General features: G+C 27.7%; 25 protein-coding genes. 5 read left to right on the top strand and 20 right to left on the bottom strand.

Going from position 1 to position 25,680, the window contains the following annotated elements; genetic code table 11:
• Window positions 1-25 precede the first annotated feature (25 nt).
• From lepA to K324_RS0100205, 4 genes are all read left to right on the top strand, one after another.
• Complete coding sequence (gene lepA / locus K324_RS0100190; protein ID WP_026747357.1) at window positions 26-1,822, top strand: translation elongation factor 4; 1,797 nt, start codon at window positions 26-28, stop codon at window positions 1,820-1,822.
• A 42-nt stretch (window positions 1,823-1,864) separates the two neighbouring features.
• A complete protein-coding gene (locus K324_RS0100195) occupies window positions 1,865-2,503 on the top strand; it encodes a 3'-5' exonuclease (protein WP_026747358.1) in 639 nt (212 codons plus the stop codon).
• A 63-nt stretch (window positions 2,504-2,566) separates the two neighbouring features.
• Window positions 2,567-5,839, top strand: coding sequence for a DUF3427 domain-containing protein (locus K324_RS0100200; protein WP_026747359.1), 3,273 nt, complete (start codon window positions 2,567-2,569; stop codon window positions 5,837-5,839).
• Window positions 5,840-5,966: 127 nt separating this feature from the next.
• Window positions 5,967-6,431 (top strand): hypothetical protein, encoded by a 465-nt coding sequence (locus tag K324_RS0100205; protein ID WP_026747360.1) that lies wholly within the window; start codon window positions 5,967-5,969, stop codon window positions 6,429-6,431.
• A 349-nt stretch (window positions 6,432-6,780) separates the two neighbouring features.
• Here K324_RS0100205 and K324_RS16270 read toward each other — a convergent pair whose 3' ends face one another.
• Both K324_RS16270 and K324_RS16275 read right to left on the bottom strand, forming a co-directional pair.
• On the bottom strand, window positions 6,781-7,203 hold the full coding sequence (locus tag K324_RS16270; protein ID WP_248615311.1) for a hypothetical protein: 423 nt from the start codon (window positions 7,201-7,203) through the stop codon (window positions 6,781-6,783).
• Window positions 7,193-7,744 (bottom strand): hypothetical protein, encoded by a 552-nt coding sequence (locus K324_RS16275; RefSeq protein WP_248615313.1) that lies wholly within the window; start codon window positions 7,742-7,744, stop codon window positions 7,193-7,195. The genes K324_RS16270 and K324_RS16275 overlap by 11 nt, the downstream gene beginning before the upstream one ends.
• 173 nt (window positions 7,745-7,917) lie before the next feature.
• Here K324_RS16275 and K324_RS0100215 point away from each other — a divergent pair, with 173 nt between their 5' ends.
• Window positions 7,918-9,027, top strand: a complete 1,110-nt coding sequence (locus K324_RS0100215; protein WP_026747361.1) for a tyrosine-type recombinase/integrase — start codon at window positions 7,918-7,920, stop codon at window positions 9,025-9,027.
• Between the two features lie 195 nt (window positions 9,028-9,222).
• Here K324_RS0100215 and K324_RS0100220 read toward each other — a convergent pair whose 3' ends face one another.
• The 18 genes from K324_RS0100220 to hisA all read right to left on the bottom strand — a co-directional run bounded on the left by K324_RS0100220 (window position 9,223) and on the right by hisA (window position 25,628).
• Window positions 9,223-9,573: a hypothetical protein gene (locus K324_RS0100220; protein WP_026747362.1), complete on the bottom strand. Its 351-nt coding sequence runs from the start codon at window positions 9,571-9,573 to the stop codon at window positions 9,223-9,225.
• Window positions 9,574-10,118: 545 nt separating this feature from the next.
• Window positions 10,119-10,484, bottom strand: coding sequence for a PBECR3 domain-containing polyvalent protein (locus tag K324_RS0100225; RefSeq protein ID WP_026747363.1), 366 nt, complete (start codon window positions 10,482-10,484; stop codon window positions 10,119-10,121).
• A gap of 2 nt (window positions 10,485-10,486) precedes the next feature.
• Entirely contained in the window at window positions 10,487-12,001 is a 1,515-nt protein-coding gene (gene murJ, locus K324_RS0100230; protein WP_026747364.1) for a murein biosynthesis integral membrane protein MurJ, read from the bottom strand.
• A 25-nt stretch (window positions 12,002-12,026) separates the two neighbouring features.
• Window positions 12,027-12,752 carry a segregation and condensation protein A gene (locus K324_RS0100235; protein ID WP_026747365.1) on the bottom strand — a complete coding sequence of 242 codons (726 nt, stop codon included), beginning with the start codon at window positions 12,750-12,752 and terminating at the stop codon, window positions 12,027-12,029.
• A 7-nt stretch (window positions 12,753-12,759) separates the two neighbouring features.
• Window positions 12,760-13,761 carry a bifunctional riboflavin kinase/FAD synthetase gene (locus tag K324_RS0100240; protein WP_026747366.1) on the bottom strand — a complete coding sequence of 334 codons (1,002 nt, stop codon included), beginning with the start codon at window positions 13,759-13,761 and terminating at the stop codon, window positions 12,760-12,762.
• 208 nt (window positions 13,762-13,969) lie between these two features.
• Complete coding sequence (locus tag K324_RS0100245; RefSeq protein WP_026747367.1) at window positions 13,970-14,473, bottom strand: bactofilin family protein; 504 nt, start codon at window positions 14,471-14,473, stop codon at window positions 13,970-13,972.
• A gap of 112 nt (window positions 14,474-14,585) precedes the next feature.
• Window positions 14,586-16,097, bottom strand: coding sequence for a bifunctional ADP-dependent NAD(P)H-hydrate dehydratase/NAD(P)H-hydrate epimerase (locus tag K324_RS0100250; RefSeq protein WP_026747368.1), 1,512 nt, complete (start codon window positions 16,095-16,097; stop codon window positions 14,586-14,588).
• A gap of 33 nt (window positions 16,098-16,130) precedes the next feature.
• On the bottom strand, window positions 16,131-16,763 hold the full coding sequence (locus K324_RS14030; protein WP_051354347.1) for a M15 family metallopeptidase: 633 nt from the start codon (window positions 16,761-16,763) through the stop codon (window positions 16,131-16,133).
• A gap of 59 nt (window positions 16,764-16,822) precedes the next feature.
• Entirely contained in the window at window positions 16,823-18,307 is a 1,485-nt protein-coding gene (locus K324_RS0100260) for a hypothetical protein (RefSeq protein ID WP_026747369.1), read from the bottom strand.
• A 565-nt stretch (window positions 18,308-18,872) separates the two neighbouring features.
• Window positions 18,873-19,925 carry an OmpA family protein gene (locus K324_RS0100265; protein WP_428829212.1) on the bottom strand — a complete coding sequence of 351 codons (1,053 nt, stop codon included), beginning with the start codon at window positions 19,923-19,925 and terminating at the stop codon, window positions 18,873-18,875.
• 241 nt (window positions 19,926-20,166) lie between these two features.
• Window positions 20,167-20,481: a hypothetical protein gene (locus K324_RS0100270; protein ID WP_026747371.1), complete on the bottom strand. Its 315-nt coding sequence runs from the start codon at window positions 20,479-20,481 to the stop codon at window positions 20,167-20,169.
• 32 nt (window positions 20,482-20,513) lie between these two features.
• On the bottom strand, window positions 20,514-21,365 hold the full coding sequence (gene hisJ / locus K324_RS0100275; protein WP_026747372.1) for a histidinol-phosphatase HisJ: 852 nt from the start codon (window positions 21,363-21,365) through the stop codon (window positions 20,514-20,516).
• Window positions 21,366-21,488: 123 nt separating this feature from the next.
• Entirely contained in the window at window positions 21,489-22,043 is a 555-nt protein-coding gene (locus K324_RS0100280) for a YhfC family glutamic-type intramembrane protease (RefSeq protein ID WP_084533499.1), read from the bottom strand.
• Window positions 21,971-22,282: a YhfC family intramembrane metalloprotease gene (locus tag K324_RS0100285; protein ID WP_026747374.1), complete on the bottom strand. Its 312-nt coding sequence runs from the start codon at window positions 22,280-22,282 to the stop codon at window positions 21,971-21,973. Before K324_RS0100285 ends, K324_RS0100280 begins: the two co-directional genes overlap by 73 nt.
• A 102-nt stretch (window positions 22,283-22,384) precedes the next feature.
• Entirely contained in the window at window positions 22,385-23,038 is a 654-nt protein-coding gene (gene hisIE, locus K324_RS0100290; RefSeq protein ID WP_026747375.1) for a bifunctional phosphoribosyl-AMP cyclohydrolase/phosphoribosyl-ATP diphosphatase HisIE, read from the bottom strand.
• A 117-nt stretch (window positions 23,039-23,155) separates the two neighbouring features.
• Window positions 23,156-24,043, bottom strand: a complete 888-nt coding sequence (locus tag K324_RS0100300) for a ketopantoate reductase family protein (RefSeq protein WP_026747376.1) — start codon at window positions 24,041-24,043, stop codon at window positions 23,156-23,158.
• 39 nt (window positions 24,044-24,082) lie between these two features.
• Window positions 24,083-24,838 (bottom strand): imidazole glycerol phosphate synthase subunit HisF, encoded by a 756-nt coding sequence (hisF, locus tag K324_RS0100305; RefSeq protein ID WP_026747377.1) that lies wholly within the window; start codon window positions 24,836-24,838, stop codon window positions 24,083-24,085.
• A 73-nt stretch (window positions 24,839-24,911) separates the two neighbouring features.
• A complete protein-coding gene (gene hisA, locus K324_RS0100310) occupies window positions 24,912-25,628 on the bottom strand; it encodes a 1-(5-phosphoribosyl)-5-[(5-phosphoribosylamino)methylideneamino]imidazole-4-carboxamide isomerase (protein ID WP_084533501.1) in 717 nt (238 codons plus the stop codon).
• Window positions 25,629-25,680 lie beyond the last annotated feature (52 nt).

Below are 25,680 nucleotides of genomic sequence, written 5' to 3' on the forward strand. Positions count from 1 at the left end.
ATGATAGACGGAGGAAACAATATAAATGTTAGATCAAAAGAATAAAAGAAATTTTTCGATAATAGCACATATTGATCACGGAAAATCTACTATTGCGGACAGGCTTTTAGAGCAGACAGGGACTGTAACCCAAAGGGAAATGGTGGATCAGTTGCTGGACAGTATGGATTTAGAAAGGGAAAAAGGGATAACGATTAAGGCACAGGCAGTTACGTTGAAGTATAAGGCTCGAAACGGGGAGACTTATGAGTTAAATTTAATTGATACGCCAGGTCACGTTGACTTTATTTACGAAGTATCAAGATCACTTGCAGCTTGTGACGGGGCCTTGCTTGTAGTTGACGCTGCACAGGGAATTGAAGCACAGACATTGGCAAATGTGTATTTGGCTTTGGAAAACGATTTGGAAATATTGCCTGTAATAAATAAAATTGACTTACCTTCAGCGGATCCTGATAAGGTTAAGCTCGAAATAGAGGAAGTTATTGGGCTTCCAGCAGATGATGCTGTTCTTGTTTCTGGAAAAACTGGATTTGGAATTGAAGATTTGCTGGAATCAATTATTGAGCATATTCCTGCACCTAAAGGAGAAATTAACAATCCTTTGAAGGCGTTAATTTTTGACTCTCATTATGATGATTTTAGAGGAGTTATAACGTACATTAGAATAATCGAAGGGAAAATTGCAAAAGGAGACAGAATTAAAATTATGTCTACCGAAAAGGAATTTGACGTATTGGAAGTTGGGATTTTTTCGCCTAAAATGAAGGAAGTTGATGAATTGACAGTTGGCTCAGTTGGATATATTATTACGGGAATTAAGTCAATCAAAGATACACAAGTTGGGGATACAATTACGCATGTAAAAAATCCGACAGATACAGCTTTTGAAGGATACCGTCCTGCATTAAGCATGGTTTTTGCGGGAATTTATCCAGTTTCAACAGATGATTATGAAGATTTAAGGGAAGCATTGGAAAAATTACAGTTGAATGATGCTTCGTTATCTTATGCCCCAGAGACTTCACTTGCATTGGGATTTGGATTTAGATGTGGATTTCTAGGGCTTTTGCACATGGAAATAGTTGTAGAAAGATTGCGTCGTGAATTTAACATTGACTTGATTTCAACAGCACCATCGGTTAAATATAACGTAACACCTGAACAAGGGGAAATGATTGTAATTGACAACCCTGCGGAATTTCCAGAAGGGAAAAAGTACATTGAAGAGCCTTATGTAAAAGGGACAATTATTGTTCCAAAGGATTATGTTGGAAACGTAATGGAGCTTTGTCAGGAAAAAAGAGGAACTTTCCTTAACATGAATTACCTTGATGAAACTCGTACAATGATAAGTTATGATTTGCCACTTGCAGAAATAGTAATTGATTTTTATGATAAATTAAAATCACGTACAAAAGGGTATGCTTCATTTGAATATGAAATGATTGGATACAAGGAATCAGACTTGGTAAAAGTGGATATTTTGGTAAGCGGAAATCCAGTAGATGCCTTTTCATTCATTGCTCATAAAGATAATGCCTATTACAGAGGGCGTGCAATCGTTGAAAAATTAAAAGATGTAATTCCAAGACAGCAGTTTGAAATACCATTGCAGGCTGCATTAGGTACAAAAATAATTGCAAGGGAAACAATTAAGGCACTTAGAAAGAACGTACTTGCAAAATGTTATGGTGGAGATATTACACGTAAGAAAAAATTATTAGAAAAACAAAAAGAAGGTAAAAAACGTATGAAGGCAATCGGAAATGTAGAAATACCGCAAGAAGCGTTTTTATCAATATTAAAACTAAATGATTAATTTTTTATATCTTGTGTAAAAATATAAGGAAAAGAGAAAAAAGTGAACAAAGAAAAAAAAATAAATAAGAATATAATATTTTTTGATGTGGAAACAAATGGATTTCAGGGAAGTTCAGTTTTGTCAATGTCTGCAATAAAAGTGAATTATAATTCTGAAAATACTGGAGAAGAAAGAAATAAGTGGAAAAAAGTGTCGGAATTTAACAGATTTTATTTCAGAAATGAAGGCGAAGAGTTAAATGAAGGTGCAGTTAGTGTAAACGGCTTGACAGACGATGTAATTTTAAGTGAAAGAAAGAGCATCATTCAAAATACAGGAATTGAATATCCTTTGACTTTTAAGGAAGATATGGATAATTTCTTTTTATTCTGTCAGGACACAAGCCATTTTGTCGCCCATAACATAAAATTTGACAGAAGTTTCGTAGATTTCCCGTTACAAAATCAATTTGACACAATGCTAACAAATATAGACATCGTTAAAGTAAACGGTTCTTCGTACGGAAATTACAAATGGCCAAAACTTATGGAATGTGCCAATTATTATAATATTCCATTTGAAGAAAGCCAGCTGCACGGCAGTTATTACGATGTTTTAATAATGTTTAGAATTTTCTTCAAGATGATGAAGCATAAAACTGGAAATAAGCGGATTTTAGAATTTTTAGAAAAAGAATAATTTCTGAAAAAATATTTATGTAAAGTCAAAAAATAGAATTAAAGTAAAATAAATGGAGTGAAAATGAGTATTTTAGCAAAAAAATCTGAGCCAAATAATTTAATAAATACAGAAGAAAAAAATAGTAATTTTTTAGAAATAACTGAATACAAGGAAAATTTGGAATTTGAAGTTCTGGAAACATTTTCAGAAAAAATTTTTGATTTTATTGGGAAAAATGATTATCAAAAAGTTATTGAATTTACCGAAAAACAGTTGTATTTATTAAATCAGGCATTTACAGATAAATCAGAAAAAATAAAAACTCAAAATACTGATTTTCACTTTGAATTACCATTAAAACGAAAAAATAGCGATATAATCGGAAATATAAATGAATTAATTATAAACGAAAAAGTAAAATTTCGTAATTTTTTTATTTATTTAAAACAAGAATTATTAAACTGTAAAAAATTCTATTTTATAGTAAGTTTTATAAAATACTCAGGTATACAGCTTTTAATAAGTACTTTAGATGAACTTGAAAAACAAGGCATTCAAGGGGAAATTATAACATCTGTCTATCTAAATATCACAGACTCAAAGGCGTTGCGAAAACTTTTGTCGTATAAAAATATAAAAGTAAAGATTTACAATAATTCAAGTGAGAGTTTTCACACAAAAGCATATTTGTTTGAAAAAGAAAAATATCATAGTGTTATAATTGGCTCGTCTAATATTAGCCAAAGTGCTTTATATTCAGCAGAAGAATGGAATGTGAAACTGACAGATAGTAGTTTTTTTAATATTTATGGAAAATCGTTAAATCAATTTGAGAAATTGTGGCACAGTAATGAAGCAATAGAATTGACAGAAGATTTTATTGATGAATATGAAAAATATAAAAAATTTATAAGCACACAAAATACATTTGATTATAGAAAAACAAAAATAAAACAAAAAGATGAATTTATTCCAAACAGCATGCAAAAAAGAGTTTTGGAAAAGTTGAAGCAAACAAGAGAAAACGGAAATAAAAAGGGCCTTGTAATTTCTGCAACTGGTACAGGAAAAACTTACCTTGCCGCAATGGATATAAAACAGTTTTTTGAAATTAATTCTAACAATAAAAATAAATTATTTGAAACAAATGATGGAAAGTCCAAAATTTCAAATATAAAATTTTTATTTATCGCTCATCGTGAAGAATTGCTGGAAAATGCAATGAATGTCTTTTCAAAAATTCTTAAAATTGATAAAAATGAATTTGGAAGAATTTACGGTGGCGTAAAAGAAATTAATAAAAGCATGATTTTTGCCTCAATTCAATCATTAAGAAATTGTTACAATGAATTTAAACATAATTTCTTTGATTATATCATAGTTGACGAATTTCATCATTCAATGTCAGACAGTTATTTAAAGACATTATCGTATTTTCAGAGTAAATTTTTGCTAGGTTTGACAGCAACTCCGAAACGTATGGATGGTAAGGATATTCTTTCACTTTGTGACTATAATGTTGTGGATGAAATTGGAATAAAAGATGCTTTGGAAGAGGACTTGATTGTACCTTTTCATTATTTTGGCGTAAATGATTATATGATTAATTATGATAATATTCCTTACAAAAATGGAAAATATAATGAAAAAGTATTATTAGAAAATTTATTACTGAACACACGTACCGATTATATTGTTGAAAAAATCAATAAGTTTGGTTTTGATGGTAATAAATTAAGTGCTGTCGCATTTTGCCAAAATATAGAGCATGCTTTTTTCATGAAGGAAGAATTTACAAAAAAAGGTTATAAATCGGCTGTAATTACAGCAAATACAAGTTCAAATGAAAGATCAGAAATTTTAGACAAATTTAAAAATAAAAAAATTGAAATTTTATGTGTAGTAGATATTTTAAACGAAGGAATTGACATTCCAACAATTAATTTACTGCTATTTTTACGTCCTACAATGTCCTCAACAATTTTTATACAGCAAATTGGAAGAGGATTAAGAAAGGCTGAAAATAAAGATTTTGTCACAATTATTGATTTTATTGGAAATCACAAGAAAGATTATTTGCTAATAAATTATTTTTCAAACGAAGTTGACAACAAGGATACTTTATTTACTAAAAAAGAAAAAATTATAAACGAAATAAAAAATCAATTTTCAAATATCCCAAAATCATGCTACGTAGAGCTGGATAGAGTTTGTCAAAATCGTATTATTGAAAAAATTGAAAAAATTAACTTTAATTCTAAAAATATTTTAAAAGACTTGTATTTAGATTATAAAGAAGAAATTGGCAAATCTGAAAATGAAATTTTAAAAGTAAGCGATTTTGATACAAATGTCGAATTATTTCAAGAATTATCTTTAAAATTAGGCTCATTTTATAATGCACAGTTGCAATTTGAAAAGCCTGAAATTTTAAAACAAAATAAAATATCTTTAAATTCAGAAGAAATTGAATTATTGGCATATTTAGAAAAAAAATTGACACTTGTAGAGCCATTTACGTATTTAATTATAAATTATTTGATAAATAATGAGTTTATAACTTCAGAAATTACTATTAATGAGTATAAAAATTATTTTAATATTAAAAACAATTTTGAAAAAGAATACGTTGTAAATCGTATTTTTAGAGAATTAGTTGAAGATAAAATTTTAGAACAAAATTCTAAAAATAATAATTTATTTAAAATCTCTGAAAATTACAGAAAAATATTTCAAAATATAAATAAAATTGATAATAACAATGAAATAAACTTAAAACTTATAAATTTAGATAATTCTCAAAATTCAAATTATAATTTCAAGATTTGTCTAAAAGAATTACTATATTTAGGATTGTCAGAATTTAAGAAAAGTAATAATTTATCGATATTTAATGAGAATATTCTGATTCCATACAAAAAATATAAAAGAATAGAACTCCAAATTTTGCTGGATTCCAAAGTACCAAAAGGCAGCTGGAGAGCAGGTTATGCAAATACAAACAAGGATATTTGCCTTTTTGCAACAATTGACAAGACCCATATTTTACAAGAAAACTTAAAATACGATAATTCTTTATTTGCTGACAATCTAATTCAATGGATAAGCCAACCTAAAACAGCTCATAACTCAAGTGTTGGTAAAATGTTTACTAATCATAGTGAATTAGGGTATAATGTCCACATATTTATAAGGAAATATGCGTTTATGAATAATAATAAAACAAATCCATTTATTTATCTAGGGAAAGCAAATTATTATAAAAGCTATGGAGATAAACCAATGAGGATTTTATGGAAGTTAGACGAGAAAATACCACAAGAATTGATATATGAATTGTATAATTTGGACTAAATGAAGAGATATAATGTTACTTTCTTTTGACAATAAAAATATAAGTAATGAATTAAATATAAAGTTATCAGTTTATGATTAAAATTTATAAAAATAAAAAAATATTAAAATAGGGAGAAATATAACAATGAAACTTAAAGATTTAGTAAAAAAAGCATTTTTAGGAGCTACTGATGAGGAAAATGAAAAAAACAAAGCAAGAATGAGAGAAATATTTAATGGCTGTGTTGCTAATGGTAATGATTACAAATTAATTTATTGTCATATGGAAAAACTTACTAATGCCGTTATTGTTAAGATTACAAAACACAGTAATTTTATTGTGGGATATAAAGAAGGAGAAGTTGTAGTCATTCCTGTTGATTCAGAATTAAAAGAATATGGTGAGGCTTATATATTTAATAAAAGAAATGAAAGCGAGACTAAAGCTACATTGGGGTATTGTATGGTGTCTAATCCTGAAATTTCATTTCAATTTATACCTATGACATATCAACCAGGTATAGTTAAAGGAGCATCATATTCAGTATCTATTACTCAATCTGCTGCAGAAGTTTCAGAATTTAAGAATTTCTTTAAGAAGGGATTATAAAACTGGAAGAATTAATATGTAAATATGTACTTAAATAGCCATAAATATCCAGACATTCCACGTTAAAAACAAAAGGGATAAAAAATATTTTAAAAAACATAACATAATAATCATAACATAATAATTAATATAAAGTATTTTATCGGACGTAATAAAATAAATTATTTTAAATATATTTATTTTAATTCTGTCCGATAATATATGTTATGTATATTTGTAAAATTGATATATTATTATAGTAATACTGCTATGATGTTATCATTTCTTTTGCAAGCTTATATGAAACACTTCTGCTCTCTTCTCATTCATGTTTCATATTATATTACTTTTACTTTTAATTTCAATATCCTTACAAAAACTTTTTCTTTTTCTTTCGTTCCATCCTTAATTTGTCATAAAATCTGTAATAGTGATATAATTTTTTTCGTATCATTTCAAACTCAGTTTTATTTAACTCGTTTAAATCTTCAATTTCAAAAAGATATAATTGATTTAAAAGTTTCATACAAAATAATGCTCTATATTTGGCTAAATCTTGGGAATAATTTTCTAAAATTTTTATTACCAGTTCTATAATCCAAATATTTTTGCTTTGGTATGAAAATGTTTTGCTATTTCCAATAAAATTAATGATTTTGTTTTTAATGATGTTTGTATCTTCTTCTTCGGATTCGTTGTCTATATTATAAATTATTTGATTTAGTATACTTTCAAGTTCTGCAATTTCTTCTTTTTCATATTCGTTTTTATGTCTTGAAATTTCAAAATTCATAAATTTTTGTATTTTTTTCTTCTAGATATTCATCAGAAAATTTGTACAGTTTCTTTTTTAATCTTTGTTCTTCTAAAAGGGCTTTTTCATAAAATTCGTCGGAAATATTTTCGATATAGTTAAATTTATCTGCATAAACTTTATCAGGAAAAGTAACTCCAAAATAATAAAAATCACTTAAAATTGCTTCACAACATATTTTCCTTTTAGATCTCTTATTTCTATCTGTATATTCATAAATTGTTGAAAGTAGATCTATAAACCAGATATTTTCATAGTAATATGTTCCAGTACAGTCGTGTCCCACCAAATCATATTCGAAAGGACCTGGTTTTATGTTTTCATTTAAAATATCTTCTAACTCATTTTTTATTTTCAGAATTTGTTTAAGATTTCTATGTGCCAAAACTTCATTTTCAACAATTTTTGCTATTTCTTCATCTTCAGGATAAATAAAATTTATTTTTAATTGCTCATCATCAATTACATTTTGAGATGTTTTCTGCTTTTTAGAATCCTTAAATATTTCTAGTAATTTCATTGTTACACTCGCTTTCTTTTTAGCGTTAGCTTTAAATTAATTATACCATAATAAATAAAAAAATTAAAATATAACTGATTATTTTAACAACAAACAAATGAAATTTGCTGTTTTTAATTTTAAAAATATGGTATAATTATATTAAAAATCATAGAGGTAAGGAGAACTTTAAAGTGCCGGTTTATTATAATGCGGATAGAAAGACTTGGTATGCGATGTTTTATGCTAAAGACTATAAAGGTGTGAATAAAAAGTACAAAAAGACAGGGTTTAAGAAGAAAAAAGAGGCTCAAGAATACGAATATGAATTTAAGAAAAAAATTGCTAAGTCCATGAATATGACGTTTCAATCGCTGTATGAGCTTTATTTTGAGGATTATAGTAAAAGACATAAGCCTACTGCGGTTAATACTGTAGAAACGTTTTTTCGTTTGCATATTTTACCGTTTTTTAGTGAAATTGAAGTGAATAAAATTACTCCTTTTATGATTCGGGAATGGCAAAATGAGATGCTGGAAAAGGAACACGGAAATGGGCAACTGTTTAGCGAAAATTCTAAGTCCAATATTTATGCGGCATTAAAAAGCATGTTTAACTGGGCTACGAAATATCAAGACTTAAATGAAAATCCATGTAAAAATATAGGGGCTTTTGGGAGCAAGAAAAATCGTTCGGAAATGAAAATATGGTCTATTAATGATTTTGAAAAGTTTATTGAAGTTTTAGAACTAGAAAATAAAGAGAAAAATGATAAATATTCTGATTTTATTATTGTTTTTAAAATTTTGTTTTGGACTGGGCTTAGGATTGGTGAAGTTTTGGCACTTTTGGAAAATGATATAAATTTGAATGAAAAATTTATTGATGTGAATAAGACTCTTTCACATATAAGTAAAAAGGACTATATCACTACTCCAAAGACTTTTGGTTCAATAAGAAAAGTTTTGTTGCCAGAAACTCTTATTTCAGATTTACAATTATATTTTTTTGAAACTTTAAAAATTAATCGAAATAAAAAAAATATAAAGAATAACAGAATTTTTAATTTAAAAAGTTCACAGCTTCGATATGTTTTAGAGAAATACAGTTTGCAAGCAAATTTACCCAAAATACGCCTTCACGACTTTAGGCATTCTCACGCTTCATATTTATTATTTATTCAAGCTGACATCACTGCTATCAGTAAACGGCTGGGACATGATAATTTGCAAACTACGATAAATACATATTCTCATTTGTATGAGGATGCGAATGCTCAGTTAATGGAAAAATTAAATAAATAGTTTTGTCAAACTATAAATAATAAAAATCAGGAGTTATATTTATTAATCTCTTATTAAAAAATTAGTTATCTAAAAGATATTTAATATAACTCCTATTTTTACATAAATCTATATTTTTTATTTTATTTAGGTTCAGCATCACTATGATAAAAAAGACTTTTCTAAAATTTCTCCTATCCCGTCTGCTCAGATAATTTAATGTAGCATTTCACATTCACCTTCAACATTAGTACTATAAATTAATAAATTGCCTGTATTATGATCTACATCCGCACAGTAATTATTCTTACTTGAAAAAACTTCTTTTGTAGGAATTTTAGCATTTTTATTATAATTATAATAAGTTCTGTAAACTTTGATGTTATTATATTTTGTGCTATTAATGTGGCATGATTTATATGTTGTTAAAATTGTTAAAGAGTCCGAATCATAATTTTTTTTCAAAATTTTTCCTCTCCCTTCACAATATCCCGATTTAATCCGTTCTGTTGCTGCTATATTAAATGAGCAAAATATAATTAATAATAGAAATAATATTCTCTTCATTTTAAACTTTCCTCCTTTCTATATAATTTATTGTTTTTTTAATAGTTTTCAGTAGCACTTTTTATCTAATATAATTATAACTTATATTTTTTAAAAAAGAATAGCCTGTATAAAAATTTTAAAACTTTAATTAATAATTGAATTATTAAAATTTAGGTGCTATACTATAAATATAAAATAAAATATAGTATTTTTATAACACAAATATTTTAAAAAATGTATAATGTATAAAAAATAGAACTTTTATAGAACTTTATAAAATTTAAAAACGTACTGTGTTATTTATTTTATAAGCTATATTAATAAAAATTCTATTTATGTTTTACATAAATAGAAAATATGAAAAATCAAAATAAACGATTTTAAGCAATTAAAAATCATCGACAATAAGACAATAAAAATAATGGCTAAGTTGAATTTAGGCTCTTATACGCTTTCTATTACGATGATTTTTTTCTTAATATTGTATTTTAATATAAAGTTATAAATTACATTGTTATTATTTACCTAAAATTTAGGTAAATAATAATTTTGAATTTGTACTTTTATTTTTTATATCTGTAATGTATATTTTTTTCTTTCAAAAAGTTTGTATCTTTTGCCATAAAGGCTGTTAATACAAATCTTAAATTTTTTACATTTTTATGCTGGGAAATTACTACAAAATAATTTAATTTTCCAATTTTCTTTTGATAAAAATGTTCTTTTCGGGATTTTGACTGTTTGGTTACAAAATCTGGATTTTCTAGCACTTCCTTTATTATTTCCAGTGAAATTTCAGGATGTTTTGGAAAAATATGCTCTTCAAACTGATTTTTACTCATTACTACTTTTTGGTGTAACTTTGCTTTAAATTCGTAGACTTCTATTCGTTTGCCTGTCTTTGTGTATCTAGTTTTTTCCTGTATCATATTTAACCTCTGTTCAAAACTCTTTTTAGCATTTTTTCGATTAAATCTTTTCTAAAAATTGAAATTAAGATAAACCAGATAAATAGGTAAATCACAGCAAATACTATTAAATTTATTGCGATGTCAAATCTTCCAAGCAAATTTAATTTTACCATTTTGGAAATATAAAAAGAAAATCCTGAAATTGCAAATGTAACAATAAGTATTACGAGATACTTAAAAGTCCGTAATTTTACGTATCTTTTTGCAAGCGAAGTATATAAAATTAAGAAATTTACCATTGCAGCAAATGATGTTGCGAATGTCAGTCCAACGTGCAGGTACTGTCTATATAATAACTCATCTAAAATAATATTAATACCAATTGCTGTAAATGAAGAAATTACAGGCAAAGTTCTATCTTTAAATACATAATGGCTTCTTGTTAAAAGATGTATTGTTGAGAAAAATAATAGCCCAATTGCGTAAAATTGTAATGTTTCGGATGTTATAACTACACTTCTTGTTGTAAAATGTCCTCTTTTGTAAATCAATGCTACAATTTCTTGTGCATAACCGAATAATATAACTGAAGATGGAACTATTAAAAATGCTAACATGTATAAACCTTGATGAACTACTCTTCGTACTGTTTTCATATTGTTTTTTATCACAGCTTTTGACAATGTAGGAAATATTACTACTGATAATGAAATGGCAAAAACTCCAATTGGTAACAAGTATAGACGGCTGGCATAATTTAAAGCACTAACAGTTCCTTTTGGTAACATTGTTGCATAACGGTTGTCTATAATTTCGTTTATTTGATAGCCAAAAATGCCAATTAGTGTTGGAATCATTAATTTGAACATTTCTACTACATACTCGTCTTTTAAATTAAAAGTAAATTTGTATGTTCTTACTATCTGAAAAAATTGTGGTAACATCATAGTCAGTTGGAAAACACCAGATAGTAAATATGCAATTCCTAAGCCGTAAATACCCATTTTATTTTTCAAAAAAAGCGTTCCAATTATAATTGTCAAATTAAACACAATTCCCATTGAAGCTGCAACTGCAAACTTTTTATAATTATTCAATAATGACGATACTACTCCAGAAAGTGCAATAAACAAAAAATAAAAAGCAACTATTTTTAGAAGAATGTTGGCTGTTTCAAACCTTTCTGAATCTGTAAACTTTGTTGTTATTTTTAAAATTTGTCTTGAAAATATAATCATTAAGATTGACATTGTCGATGTAAATGCAACTATTAAGTTTAATACTGAAAAAACAAATTCATCTGTCCTCTCTTTCCCCTGTTCTTCGATTCCACGATTATAAATTGGAATGAAAACTGTACCAAGCGATCCTTCTCCAAATAACGTTGTAAAAAAGTTGGGAATTTTTGTGGCACTGAAATATGCGTCTGTCATTCCTGTTGCTCCAAATACGCTTCCAATAATCATTTCACGGACAAGCCCTAGAATACGGCTTAGCATATTTATTATCATTACTATAAAACTAGATTTAAACATTAATTGATTTCCTTTCTTATTTTTATTATATTTCCTTATTCTTCATAGATTTAATAAAAAAATTGTTTTCTTCAACGATGATATCAATTTCCCCGTTCTTAAACATATCTAAAATACAGAGAAACAAAGTTACTATTCTGGATTTGGAAAATTTGTTTTTTAGCAGATGATTAAATTCTACCTGTTTATTAGCTTGGATAATTTGAGAAACTTCGGTATGAGCATCTTCAGCCGAATAATCATCTTTTTCCAAATTTATAATCATTTTTTCCTCAAGTTTATTTTTATCATTTAATTTGGAAGCAATTAAATTTTTTAGACTTTTAAACAAATTATCTAGACTTAGACTGGAAATATCATATTCTGTTATTTCCGCTCCGATACTTTCTGTTCCTGTTCTTGTGTGAGGAATATTGTATTCATTTTCATTCTTTGAAAATAATTCTGAAATCTCCTTGAACAACTGGTATTCTATTATTTTTTTTTCCAAATTTTCTATTTTCTCAAGTTTTTTATCCCTATTCAACACTGAATAGGCTTTAATTTCGATTAATTCCGTTGCCATTACCAGAAATTCGATTTTAATTTTTAGATTCAATTCCTTTTGTACATGAATATAGTTCAAATAATCGTCTATTATTTGTGAAATATTTATTGCATTTATATCCATTTTCTTTTTTTCGATTAGATGAATAAGTAAATCAAGAGGCCCCTCAAAATTTTCAATTTTTATTTGTATTGTATTTTCCATATTTTACCTATTTTTCTTTTTGATATTTCTTACGCCAGTATGATATTTTATTTTTCCAGTAATCTACATCTTTGCCTATCTGCTCTTTCAACTCATCCACTGATCCAAATTTTTTTTCGTGCCGGATATTTTCCAAAATTTCAATAAAAATAACTTTTCCATAAATATCTTTATTAAAGTCAAAAATATTAGTTTCAACACTCAATACACCTACATCAACTGTAGGATTTCGTCCAATATTCATAACTCCGTTATAAACTTTTTCATCACCTTGAATACGGATTTTTACACCATAAACTCCAAATTTAGGATAAATTTTATTTTCAAATCGTAAATTTGCTGTAGGAAAACCTATCATACGTCCAAGCTGTTTTCCGTAAACAACTTCCCCAAGAATAATAAAATTATGCCCTAAAAGTTTCCTAACTTTCTCAAAGTTTCCTTCCCTGATACAATTCCTAACTCTTGTGCTACTTATAATTTCTCTATTTTCATCTAATACAGCTTTCTGAACATTTAACTTTATATTTTTTTCTCTTAACAATTTTTCAAGTGTTTCAGCATTTCCGGATTTGCCTTTTCCAAATGTAAAATTAAAACCGCAGTAAACTTCGTTTGCATTTAAAATATTCACAATTATTTTTTCTACAAATTCTTCAACCGAATAATTCCTAACTTTCTCAAACTGTTCCAAATAGAGATAGTCAATTCCATTTTCATTTAATAAATACGCTTTTTCTGAACAAGTCGTTATTTTAGTCTGCTGATTTTTAGGATATTCGCTAAAAGTATAAACTATCGTCTTTAAATTTTTTTCTTTAGCTTCCTTCACAGCTTTTTGCAAAATAATCTGATGTCCAATGTGAATACCGTCAAAATTCCCCAAAATCACAATATTTTTATTCTGTTTTATTTCTTTAAGATTTTTATCATAATCAGTAAATTCCAAATCACTATTATATTTTACAATATCCTCTATTTCGGATAAATTTTCTGTAATAAATTTCATTATTAAATCTCGTTCCTTTTTTATTTAATCAATTTACATATTAGATTTTATCATAATTTCAATTTATACTCAACCTTTTTGATATTAAACAGATAAAATTAAATAATTTCAGGAATAAAAAATAAAAACTGATAAAAAAATAGCCACAAACTCGTAAATCTATTTTGAGCCAATGACTATGATTTTTTGTTCAATTGTTTTTAATTTTTTATTTTTCATTTTTTGCTTTTGTTACTTCTTCATCAGCTTTTTTTTCATTTTTTTCTACTGACGATGAATTTGATGTATTTTTAGATTCTTCCTTTATAAGAGCAACTTTCATTTTCTTTCTTCCTTCAAATACACCACCTTCCTGAATTACAAATAAAGCCGAAGTTATTGTAGCGTAAGCTTTTCCAGTGCTTCCTATTTCAACTTTAGTGGCTGCAATTTCTCCTGATACTTCTCCGTCTACAATTACATTTTCAGCTGTAACATTACCTTTTACCATTCCTGTTTTTCCAATATGAACAAGTTTGTTCCCTTTAATATCTCCATTTAGGACACCGTCCATCTTGAATAAAGAATTTGATTCGATAGTTCCTGTTATTGTTGTTTCCATTGAAATTGTACTGACACCATGCACATTTTCCTCATTGTTTGCAGAAAATTGCTTGCTAAGATCAGTTGTTTCTCTTTTTTCTTTTGGTTTATTGCTAGAAAATATTGCCATTTTTACTCCTTTCTTGAAATTAAATTAATTTTTATTGTGAAATTACTCATAATGTTATTGTACTACATTTTCTTTGTTTTTTCAAATATTTTTTTAATATTTTGAGATTAACTTAAAAAATTTTATTTATATACTTAGAAATATTATCAATTATATCTGTCGCATTTACAATATATTGACTTTTCACCAATTCATCTGCAATTTTACCATGCAGATATGCTCCAATGCTGGCAGACTGTATCAAATCGTATTTCTGTCCAGCAAGTGAACAAATTATTCCTGTTAGGCAATCTCCCATTCCGCCATTTGCCATATGAGAATTTCCTGTACTGTTTACAAAAAGCATTTCTCCATTCGTAATAATCGTATTTTTACCTTTTAACAACAAAGTTAATTCATATTTTTTTGCAAAGTTTTTTGTTACTTCAAGTTTATTTTTATTAATTTCGTCTGGTAAAAATCCTGTAAGCCGTGAAAATTCAACTAAATGTGGTGTTAAAATAGCTCTATTTTTTATATTCCCAAAAAGTTCTCTATTTTCAGCCAATAAATTCAAAGCATCCGCATCCAGTACAAGTTTTATCATATTTCCTTTATTATTTTTCTCAATGTTAATCAGTTTTTCAAGAATTTCTAATGCTTCCTGACTTTTCCCAATTCCTGGCCCAATTGCAATTACATCGCTGTTCAAGATTTCATTTTGTAATTTTTCAAAGTTTTCGTTTATATTATTAAAATTAATTGGAAAACTCATAGCTTCTGGCACGAATACATTTAATGAAAAGTTATTTTTATCAGTAATCACAGTTGTAAGCCCCACTCCACTTCTCACACATGATTTTGCAACAATATTCCCTGCACCATAAAATCCGTTACTTCCAGCAAAAATCAATACTTTTCCAAAATCCCCCTTATGAGAATCTTCATTTCGTTCTATATGAAAACTTTTTATCATTTCAGGTGTCAAATAATATTCATTAATTAAATGATTGATATTACTTTCATTCAATCCAATATTTTCAATAATGACTTTTCCTAAGTAATTTTTTATTTTCGAATTTAAAAATCCTTTTTTGTAAGTGACAAATGAAATTGTAATATCAGCTTTGATTGAAATTCCCATAATTTCTCCAGTATCACCATTAATTCCAGAGGGAATGTCAATTGAATAAATTTTTTTATTATTACTCACTGCATTAATTTTTTCAATAATTTCGCAATAAATCCCTTTTATTTCTGAATTTAATCCTGTTCCAAAAATCCCTTCAATAACAACATTACAGTTCAAAAGCAACTTATCCAATTCTTCTATTTCATAAAATATTTTAATTCCCATATTCTTACAAATTTTATAATTTATCGTGCAATCATTACTCATATTTTCATTACTAATACAAAAAATTTTGACATTTTTCCCCTTTGAAAATAATTGGCGTGCAATCGCATAACCATCTCCACCATTATTGCCCTTACCACAAATAATAAGAAAATTATCCTCATTTTCATCAATATGTTTCACAAACGAAATTGCGGCATTTTCCATAAGCACAATGCCCGGTATTTTTAATTCATTTATCGCAAAACTGTCAATTTTTCTTGTAGTTTCATTTCCGCCCAACAACATTTTTATCGCCTCTTTTATTTTTCTTTTTAACTTTTACATTTCATCAAAGCCAAAGTGCATATAATCTCGTGTTCTAAAGTTTGCTCCCCAAACCCATCCTCTTTTTGTAAAGGCTCTCACTACATCTCCGTCAGGTTTTATAGAATATGGATTGCTGTTTGGTTCCCAGCTTTTTCCGACAATAGCCTTCCCGTTACTATTTACCTGCGGATTTTCTTCAGGATTTAAATCTATTGCTCGGCCTGTACTGTGCAAACTTTTTAAGTTCCCACGCCAAGAATATCCAATTAACCTTTTTATTGGAAATTTTTCCTTTCCTTTATGTATCTCGTGAAAAATCTCCTTTACCTCATCTGCCAAAACATCCAAAACTTGAATTTTCTCTGTGTCAGAAACCTTTTTCCCATCCTTTAGCCTCCAGACAGGCAGTTCGACCCAAACCAGTCTTGATTCAGCTTCTGCTCTTGTTGAAACATCTCTTATTCTATCCTTAACCTTTTGTTTTAATTCAGAATCTGGATCAGGATTCTCAACTTTTCGCTTAGATCTAAAAGAATATAGATTTTCATAAATGTTATTTGCTGTACTTAAAGTTGCTGCCGAAAGTATTAATGCAGTTAGTAATGTAAATTGTTTTATTCTTTTTTTTAAATTTATTTTATTCATTATAATTACCATTCCTTTATTTTTAATTCAATTATGCTCCCATAATTCTAAAGTATTTTTTAAATTTTTTCTTTATCAAAGATTTCATAAATAACAATATATTTAATTTTATCCAATATTTTTTTCAAATCCATTTCAGAAATTTTGCTTTCTATAACAATATTTTTAGGAATATACAGCATTTTTAAATTTTTAAGATACTGAACATATTCAATATTTTTAATCCGATTTTTTCTATAAATATAAATATCTTCCAAATTTTTTAATTTATTGAGTTCTTTAATGTCAATAATGTCATAATTTTCATCATCATAAGAAAAATCCTTGATTTGATTTCTAGTTATCGGATTTATTTCTTCAATATAATCTGTATGAATATTTTCGATTTTATTTAACGAAATGAACCATTTTAAATATCCGTACATAAAACTGTTGCTGTTACCCTGCCTTCTAATGCACGTTCTTTTTGAAATTTCATCCAGCTTGACTAATCCCATAATTCTATTGACATTTTCAAATATTTCACTTTGCTTTGCCTCTAAATCGTAAGATTTAAAATCCGAATTTTGATTTCCCATAGATTTATTAAACTTTTTAAAATTTTTTACAATATCTTTCCCCTCATCATATTCTCCAGAACAGTTTGAAAATATTTCAGATTTCATATTCAGATAATATTCATTATTAACTTTCACAATATTGCTATCCTTTTTTATTTCTTCTTCTAAATTTATTCCATACATTTTGTATCTTTCTTCCAGAGATTTCATTGTAAAATCTTTCCTGTTTACCAAAATATCTTTAACATTTTTATCAATTTCATCCTTTTTTAGAATTTCACTTTTTTCAGGAAAAATACTTCCTTTAATCACATTTACTCCCTGTACCCCTAAATCATTTTCAGAAGTTATTAAATGCATTAAAACAATTTTATTATTATTTTCTTTTTCTAAAATCGTGCTTCCATTTAGGTTTAGTTCCAAAAGATTCTCAATTTCATTAACCTTATGAAAATTTTTAATATTTACATTGTTTAAAGTAAGTTTAATAATATTTTTCAAATTTGAAATTTTGGAAATATCCACTTCCTCCTTCTTTTTGCCATCTATAGAAATGTAACAAACCTTTTCCTGCGATTTTGAAGATAAATTTTTAAAATCCTCAAAATTGACATTATAAAAACTTTTTGCACCAATAAAAAACTTTATCTGCTTGCCAATACTTTTATTAAAATCTTTTGAAGAAACAATTTTCTCATTCATAACTTTTTCAAGCAGCACAAAATCTTTAAAATCGCCTTTTTCCCTAAAATTTATATTTTTATCAAGTTTTATAAAGTAAGTGCCATTTTTAAATTTAAGATTTCCATTTTTCAATTCCTGCTTCAAATCTATCCCAAATCGTGAATAAGTATTTTCCAGCTCATTTGCAGAATATTCAAATTTTATCTTGTTTTCTTTTCTGCCAGAAACAATTTTTACAGAAATAATTATAAAAATAAATATACAGGATATTACAGAAAGTATTAGTATCTTTTTTTTCATTTAATTATCTCCTTAATTTTTTTAAGAAATTCTTTAAAAGAATATAGTTATCATAACAAATTTCTTCTAATAAAAAATTATATATTTATTTATAAGTATTTATACTGATATTTGGAAGCTACTATTTCTACATAACCAACATAACCAACTATTAAATAATGTTTTAAATCCAATTTGTTATTAGGATCAAACTGCTTCTTCTTTTCACTTAAAATTTCAGAATTTATTACTTGATAAAAAAGTGAGTCAGGATGATAACTGTTTTCTTTCCAAAAATCTAAATAATTAATATCTCTATCAACATTTTCGATATTAAAATTATTATAGTTATATTCAAAAAAATTTAAGTTAATACATCTAATTTTCGCTACTGTGTTAAAACAAATTTCACGTTTCCGATAATTATTTCTTTCTATATCTTCATATTTTTGAACATCGACATATATTTTTACTCCATCAGATTCTGTATAAATAACTTTAAGATTTGTTTTTGGACATAAGATAGTTCTTTTTTCAAGCTCAATTCAACTTTTTAAAATTAATAATTTTAGCTAAAATTTTAAAATTATATTGTCGGAATTATAATTTCAACACGGCGATTTTTTTGCTTGCCTTCTGGCGTATCATTTGAGGCTATTGGCTTGCTTTCGCCGTATCCATGTGTTACAATGTTCGCATTTACTCCTTGAGAAGCTAAGAAAACTTTAACGGAGTTGGCACGGTTTTCTGATAATACTTTGTTATGCTCATCACTTGCATCAGAATCTGTATGTCCGTCAACTTCAAAAGATTTTATATTCGCTTTTTTTAATACAACGGCAAGATTTTTAAGAATTTCTTCCGCTTTAGGACGAAGATTATATTTATCCACATCAAAAAGAACTCCAGAATCCAAAGTTACTAAAAGGCTATTTGCTTCTATGCTGGGGACAGCCGGAACCATTTTTAATTTTGAAAATCTTGCTGGTTTTCCAACAGGCTTTGCATCCACTTCAACTGTTTTTCCGTTATATGTTATTGTCGCTTTACCTTTTCCATTGTTTTCAATCAAAAGATTTTTAGATTTGTCAAAATATTTTCCACTACCATCACTATTATTTTCTATTACTAAATTTGGACTGTTATAAATAGTGTCTTCTTTGTTTACAATTATGCTTATTTCACTATTTTCATCCTTATACATTCCCAATCCATCAGAATCAACTTGGAAAGTAATTTTATTTTTTCTGTCAGCATACTGTCCTGCTCCATTATTATCCACTTGAAGCGTAACCTCCGTAACATTATTTATATACTGCCCAGCTCCTGCTTCATCTCTTTGAATGGTTACTTTTTCATCACTATACTGTCCAGCCCCATTCCCATCAGTCTGAACAACCTTATTCTCATCATGAAATTGTCCTTCTCCATTTTTCCCAATCTGCATAGAATAATTCCCACCAATTATATTACTGTCTTCAACTCTGACTGGTGTAATTGTGATGCCTGGAACTGAAGATATTTTTTTCGTCATATCCAAAGTAATTTTTGCAGCTGGATTTTCCGTTACAGAAAGATTAGGCATTTCAGGCAGTGAAATAAGAGGAATTTCTCCCAAAGCATAACCTGGTACTGCCATTTCATCATTGCCTGTTTTTAAATTTTGATTTACTTGAGCATTATCGTTGCTGTTATCCGATTTTTTTGAACAAGCATTTATGCAAAAAACTAATGCCAAAATCCCTAATCCAATTATTATCTGTCTTTTTTTCATAAAAACCTCCATAATTGCTTAAATTTAATAAAATATTTACTATATTAAAATTAAACCATATGGAGGTTTATTTACTATTTATTTAACCTTTGAAACATATAAAAGTTTATATTGAAATATATGTAATGTCTAAAATCTTGTTATCCTGAATATTATATTGCTTAATAAGACTAATATAATCAATCAGCCCTTCATCACAAATTTCCTTCAAAGTGGCAGGAATTATTTTCTTTTTCAATTTAAAATCTTTCCCTTTGCTCAAATCTCCAACATCTTCAACCGAAGTCCAAAACAACATGTATTCTGCACAGTAAAAATATATTTTATCATCATAAAACTCAGGTATTTTACAAAATTCCACTCCATCACTTTGTCTTTCCAATGCTTTATTATCCCGATAAACAAAATAAGTTTCCTTCATCTTATTTTTCTCCATAATTTAATTGATAATTATTAAATTTCAAAATCCTTAAACTCTCCACCGTCCAAAATCTTCACACTCTTAAATCCAATTTTTCTAGCAATTTCAAGACTTTCTTCAAAATAAAAGTCAATATTTTTAGTTTCATGTGCATCAGAAGAAATTGTAATTGGAATATTTTTAGCTAAAATTCTTTCCAGTATTGGAACACTTGGATAAGGAGTTTGTGTCCATCCTCTCGACATCCCACCAGTATTAATTTCAATAATCGCATTTGTTTTTGCTATTTCATCTAGCACATATTCTATTTTATTTTTATACCAATCCGCATTTTCATCAAAATATTTTAAATCTTTGTTGAATTTTCTAACTAAATCCAAATGCCCAATAATATCAGGCTTTTGAGTATGCACCATTTCCACGATATTATCAAAATACGCTTCAATAAATGCCCTTTCGTCTTCATCTGCATAATTTTTTATTCCGTATTTCAAAATTTCAGGCGTGTTATCAACACAGTAATACTCGTCTTTTTTCTTATCTTTCACATAATGAACAGATCCAATCCTAAAATCAAGTCCCATTTCCTTATCAGTTTCCTTGTTATACCCAGTATAAAAATCAGCTTCGATTCCAATATAAACCTGCATTTTATTTTTGTATTTTTCTTTTAGTTCTTTTAATTCCTTCAAATATTCCTGTGTTCCTTGTTCCGTCATACACGGTTCTGTATCAAATGCTGTAAAAGAATGCCCCGAAAGTCCGACACTTGTAAATCCTTTCTCTATTGCAGTTAAAATATAATCTTCAGCATTGTTTTTACCATCGCAGTAAAATGTGTGGGTATGAAGATTTGATGGGAAAATTGTTTTTTTAGTTTGCATTTTTATCAGCTCCTTCTTTATTAAAAATTAAACTTTTTTCAATTTTTTTTACACTTTTTTCAAAATCTATAACTTTTTCTAAGATGATTCTGATTTATTTTTTTGTTTTTTGTATTATTATTATTATTTTTCATACACTTTTTTATATACAAAAGAAAAAATAATAATTGAAATAACAAATACCCAACCTTCTATAATTACTAAATTTGTTACTAATTTAGTCTGATAAAGTCCTGCAAATATATCAATAAAAGTGTGCAATAAAATGGCTATAGGAAATAATATTTTTTTATTTTTAAAATGCACGCTGTAAAAAACAAGTATTGAGCAAGTTATATGTACCAAAATTGTGCTAATTCTTTCAATTAATGAGATTCCTAAAGTTCCAAAAGAGATAGAAGCTATTAATTGAGGTATTGCTTGCAATGATTTAAGTTGAACTTGATTATTGCCTGCCTGTTCCAAAAGTTTTGCAAACTGTCCTGAATTAATCATTTGGGCAAATACTAGACATTGTATACCAGCAAAAGTAAGTATAAATATCATTTCAATCCCACTATGTCCTATCCCATATGAAATAGCAGTTTTCTTATTTTTTCTTTTTTTCAACAAAAATTTAAATGCCGCAAATCTTCCACTTTCTTCAAATATTCCTGCCGAACAATCACAAATACCCATTTATTATTCGCTATATAGTCGCTAATTGGATTTTTGACCTGAAACAAAAACACTTTAGGAATACTTTCTAAAACAATTGCAAATAAAATAAATGTAACAGCTCCAATAAATATAGTTGATATTGGCTCTTTTGTCTTAATTTTCCATATTGCAGCGATTATTAAAGGTACAGTCGTTCCAATAATAATCATTAAAATTATTGTGGTAATAGTACTAGTTCCAATATATTCATAATTCATAATTACCCCCTAATTTTTTATTTTTCATAAATAATATTCATATCTTGTTCTTATAAATAATTCATACAAAATTTTTGCAATAATAAACAAAAAAAATATTTTTTACTTCTCACCACCCATCTTCTCCTGCTTAACTTTATGATCAATAATATGTCTTTTAGCCAATTCTTCTTTTATATCCTGTATCGTAAGCCCCTGTTCAATCATTAATACCAAAGTATGATAATATAAATCTGCAATTTCATATTTTAACTCATCATTATCATTATTTTTAGCACCAATAATAACTTCCGTACATTCTTCTCCCACTTTTTTTAAAATTTTATCAAGTCCTTTTTCAAAAAGATAACTTGTATATGATTTTTCCTCAGGATTGACCTTTCTATCTTTTATTAAATTATAAAGTTTCTCAGGCCTAAAATTACTGTAATTCTCTGCTTCAAATAAAGAATTGAAAAAACAGCTTTCAGAGCCAGTATGGCAGGCAGGCCCATCCTTTTTCACTTCCACAAGCAAAGCATCTGCATCACAGTCATATTTTATTGAAACAACATTTTGATAATTTCCCGAAGTTTCTCCTTTTAACCAAAGTTTTTGTCTACTTCTACTGAAAAAACAAGTTTTCTTATCTCTCAAAGTTATTTCTAGGCTTTCCTTATTCATATACGCAAGTGTCAGCACCTCTTTTGTATAATAATCTTGTATTATTGCGGGAACAAGCCCTTTTTCGTCAAATTTTACTTTTTCTATTTCCATTTTGTATCCTTTCTTTTCTTTATTTTATAAAAATTTTCAAATTTATTTTATTAAAATCTCTTGTCAAATTCTTTAGCATCAATTTTATAATTGAATATTCATACAGAAAATTAAAATTTACCATTCTGGTTTTCGCTTCTGTACGTAATCATAAAATTTTTTATGTAATTGTCTCATCTCATCTGGCGCTTTCATTGAATGTCGATACATAAATTTATTACCAAATTTACTATTGAAGATAAATTTTAAGACAATTACCAATATGCTCAATGGGACAAAACGAAATATATTCATTTTTTTAGGCGATAATTTTCCGCAATCTCTTTTCAAAAAATGAAAATTCTTTTTTAATTGTCTTGCTGTCTTATACATAATCTTTCTTTCCGTCCATATTTTTTTTGGATTACTGGCTTCATAATATGCATCTGCAATCGGCACTACTAACGCCAAATGGCAAAGCTGCCAAATATGCATATCCTTTACTTCCTGATAAGGAATATTTGCCTTTTTAAATATCATGGAAAGGGCTTCTGTTCTTTCTGATTTCATTCCAGAAATTTCAGCAAATGTGGTTGGCTGTATTAACCATGGCGTAAGTGCTCCATCAAGTACATCTCCATTAATACTGCCTCCCGCTCCTGGAAAAGCTGGAAGAATTTTTTCTTTTCCACAGATTTTCTCCCATTTGCTATAGTCATCAATAGAGTTTACCATAGTAACAATACATCTGCTCTGATTCATTTTCAATTCCTCAAGTGCCTGATATAGTTGATTTTCTCTAACTGTCAGAAAAATAAAATCATAAATATCATTATCCAGCAATTCAGAACAAACAGAAACATCTGCCTTTTTAATCTTTTTATTTTCTAAATAAAGAAGTCCTTTTGTTTTAAGAACCTTCAATCTCTTTCCTCTTGCATAAACGCTGGTGTCATAACCTGCCTTAGCAAATAAAGCTGCATAAATTGATCCTATCACCCCAGCTCCGTATATTAATAATCTCATATTTTTGTATTCCTGTTTTAAATTTTCTCTCAATAAGCATCAAATCCTCATTTCCACTCCATTATCCCTCAAATACCTTTTCAGATCCATAATTTCCACTTCCTTAAAGTGAAAAATCGAAGCCGCCAGCCCTGCATCAATTCCTGGTATTTTAAATAATTCCTTAAAATGTTCCATATTTCCAGCTCCACCTGACGCAATTATTGGAATTGACAATTTTTCAGCCAAAATTGATAATAATTCCAAATCAAAGCCAGTTTTAACGCCATCAGTATCGATACTGTTCACAACAACTTCTCCAGCTCCATTTTCCTGCCCCTGCACAAACCATTCAATTGCATCAATTCCAGTATTTTCTCTGCCGCCTTTTGCAAAAACTTTAAATTTGCCGTCTACTCTTTTTACATCAACAGACAAGACTACACACTGGTCTCCATATTTTTTTGCAGCTTCTTCAATTAATTTTGGATTTTTTATCGCACCTGAATTAATACTCACTTTATCTGCTCCCGCTTTTAGCACTCTGTCAAAATCATCTAGTGTGTTTATCCCACCACCAACAGTAAGCGGAATAAATATCTGACTTGCCACTTCCTTTAAAATATCAGTAAAAAGCCCTCTTTCCTCAACAGTTGCCGTAATATCATAAAAAACAAGCTCATCTGCTCCTGACTTATTATAAAATTTTGCCATCTCTACAGGACTGTCAACTTCTCTTATCCCAGTAAAATTAATACCTTTCACAACTTTTCCATTTCTCACGTCCAAACAGGGAACAATTCTCTTTGCAAGCATTTTTATACCTACTTTCTTTTAATATACAATAATATCTAACATTTGCAATTTCATTTAAACGATTTTTAAAATATCATTTACTAACTTTAAGCACTTCTTTCAAATCAAGATTCCCTGAATAGATTGCTTTTCCAACAATCGCTCCATAAACTTTATTTTCATTAAGTTCTTTTATTTCATCTAAGAATGTAATTCCGCCAGAAGCTATAATATCCGATTTTACTATTTTTGATAATTTTTTATAAATTTCAAGATTTGTTCCACTTAACATTCCATCTTTTGAAATGTCTGTATAAATTATTGTTTTTACATTTATATCCGATAATTTTTTGCAAAATTCAACTGAATTTAATTCAACTGTTTGTGTCCATCCTTTTACAGCAACTTTCTCATCTTTCGCATCTACAGAAATTGCGATTTTGTCACCGTATTTTTTTACCATTTCTCTTAAAAATTCTTCATTTTCAACTGCAACTGTCCCTAAAATAACTCTATTCACGCCTAGTTCAATATATTTTTTTATTCTTTCTTCATCACGAATTCCACCACCAACTTGAACAAAGAAATCACTTTTTTCAACCAGTTCCTTTATAACTTCATAGTTTTTAGTGTTTCCATCTTTTGCTCCATCCAAATCTACAATATGAAGATTTTTTGAATTATTTTTATTAAAGAAATCCAAAACTTCAACAGGATTTTTAAAAAACACTTCCACTTGATTATAATCTCCCTGTTTCAGTCGCACTGCCTGACCGTTATGTAAGTCTATCGCTGGAAAAATCTCTATCATAATTTAATCTCCTCCAAATATTATATACTTTTATTTTATAACTCTATTTTTT

This window comes from Leptotrichia trevisanii DSM 22070 (assembly GCF_000482505.1).
GTDB lineage: Bacteria > Fusobacteriota > Fusobacteriia > Fusobacteriales > Leptotrichiaceae > Leptotrichia > Leptotrichia trevisanii.

What these genes read in the sequence shown, in the direction of transcription:
- hisJ (WP_026747372.1), bottom strand. Translation starts at nt 21,365, where the DNA reads ATGCAAACTAAAAAAACAATTTTCCCATCAAATCTTCATACCCACACA.
- K324_RS0100200 (WP_026747359.1), top strand. Translation starts at nt 2,567, where the DNA reads ATGAGTATTTTAGCAAAAAAATCTGAGCCAAATAATTTAATAAATACA.
- K324_RS0100220 (WP_026747362.1), bottom strand. Translation starts at nt 9,573, where the DNA reads ATGAAGAGAATATTATTTCTATTATTAATTATATTTTGCTCATTTAAT.
- K324_RS16275 (WP_248615313.1), bottom strand. Translation starts at nt 7,744, where the DNA reads ATGAAATTACTAGAAATATTTAAGGATTCTAAAAAGCAGAAAACATCT.
- lepA (WP_026747357.1), top strand. Translation starts at nt 26, where the DNA reads ATGTTAGATCAAAAGAATAAAAGAAATTTTTCGATAATAGCACATATT.
- hisF (WP_026747377.1), bottom strand. Translation starts at nt 24,838, where the DNA reads ATGCTTGCAAAGAGAATTGTTCCCTGTTTGGACGTGAGAAATGGAAAA.
- K324_RS0100245 (WP_026747367.1), bottom strand. Translation starts at nt 14,473, where the DNA reads ATGGCAATATTTTCTAGCAATAAACCAAAAGAAAAAAGAGAAACAACT.
- K324_RS0100235 (WP_026747365.1), bottom strand. Translation starts at nt 12,752, where the DNA reads ATGGAAAATACAATACAAATAAAAATTGAAAATTTTGAGGGGCCTCTT.
- K324_RS16270 (WP_248615311.1), bottom strand. Translation starts at nt 7,203, where the DNA reads ATGAATTTTGAAATTTCAAGACATAAAAACGAATATGAAAAAGAAGAA.
- K324_RS0100270 (WP_026747371.1), bottom strand. Translation starts at nt 20,481, where the DNA reads ATGAAGGAAACTTATTTTGTTTATCGGGATAATAAAGCATTGGAAAGA.
- K324_RS0100285 (WP_026747374.1), bottom strand. Translation starts at nt 22,282, where the DNA reads ATGAATTATGAATATATTGGAACTAGTACTATTACCACAATAATTTTA.
- K324_RS0100280 (WP_084533499.1), bottom strand. Translation starts at nt 22,043, where the DNA reads ATGGGTATTTGTGATTGTTCGGCAGGAATATTTGAAGAAAGTGGAAGA.
- K324_RS0100225 (WP_026747363.1), bottom strand. Translation starts at nt 10,484, where the DNA reads ATGATACAGGAAAAAACTAGATACACAAAGACAGGCAAACGAATAGAA.
- hisIE (WP_026747375.1), bottom strand. Translation starts at nt 23,038, where the DNA reads ATGGAAATAGAAAAAGTAAAATTTGACGAAAAAGGGCTTGTTCCCGCA.
- murJ (WP_026747364.1), bottom strand. Translation starts at nt 12,001, where the DNA reads ATGTTTAAATCTAGTTTTATAGTAATGATAATAAATATGCTAAGCCGT.
- K324_RS14030 (WP_051354347.1), bottom strand. Translation starts at nt 16,763, where the DNA reads ATGAATAAAATAAATTTAAAAAAAAGAATAAAACAATTTACATTACTA.
- K324_RS0100205 (WP_026747360.1), top strand. Translation starts at nt 5,967, where the DNA reads ATGAAACTTAAAGATTTAGTAAAAAAAGCATTTTTAGGAGCTACTGAT.
- K324_RS0100265 (WP_428829212.1), bottom strand. Translation starts at nt 19,925, where the DNA reads ATGGCAGTACCAGGTTATGCTTTGGGAGAAATTCCTCTTATTTCACTG.
- K324_RS0100250 (WP_026747368.1), bottom strand. Translation starts at nt 16,097, where the DNA reads ATGTTGTTGGGCGGAAATGAAACTACAAGAAAAATTGACAGTTTTGCG.
- hisA (WP_084533501.1), bottom strand. Translation starts at nt 25,628, where the DNA reads ATGATAGAGATTTTTCCAGCGATAGACTTACATAACGGTCAGGCAGTG.
- K324_RS0100300 (WP_026747376.1), bottom strand. Translation starts at nt 24,043, where the DNA reads ATGAGATTATTAATATACGGAGCTGGGGTGATAGGATCAATTTATGCA.
- K324_RS0100260 (WP_026747369.1), bottom strand. Translation starts at nt 18,307, where the DNA reads ATGAAAAAAAAGATACTAATACTTTCTGTAATATCCTGTATATTTATT.
- K324_RS0100240 (WP_026747366.1), bottom strand. Translation starts at nt 13,761, where the DNA reads ATGAAATTTATTACAGAAAATTTATCCGAAATAGAGGATATTGTAAAA.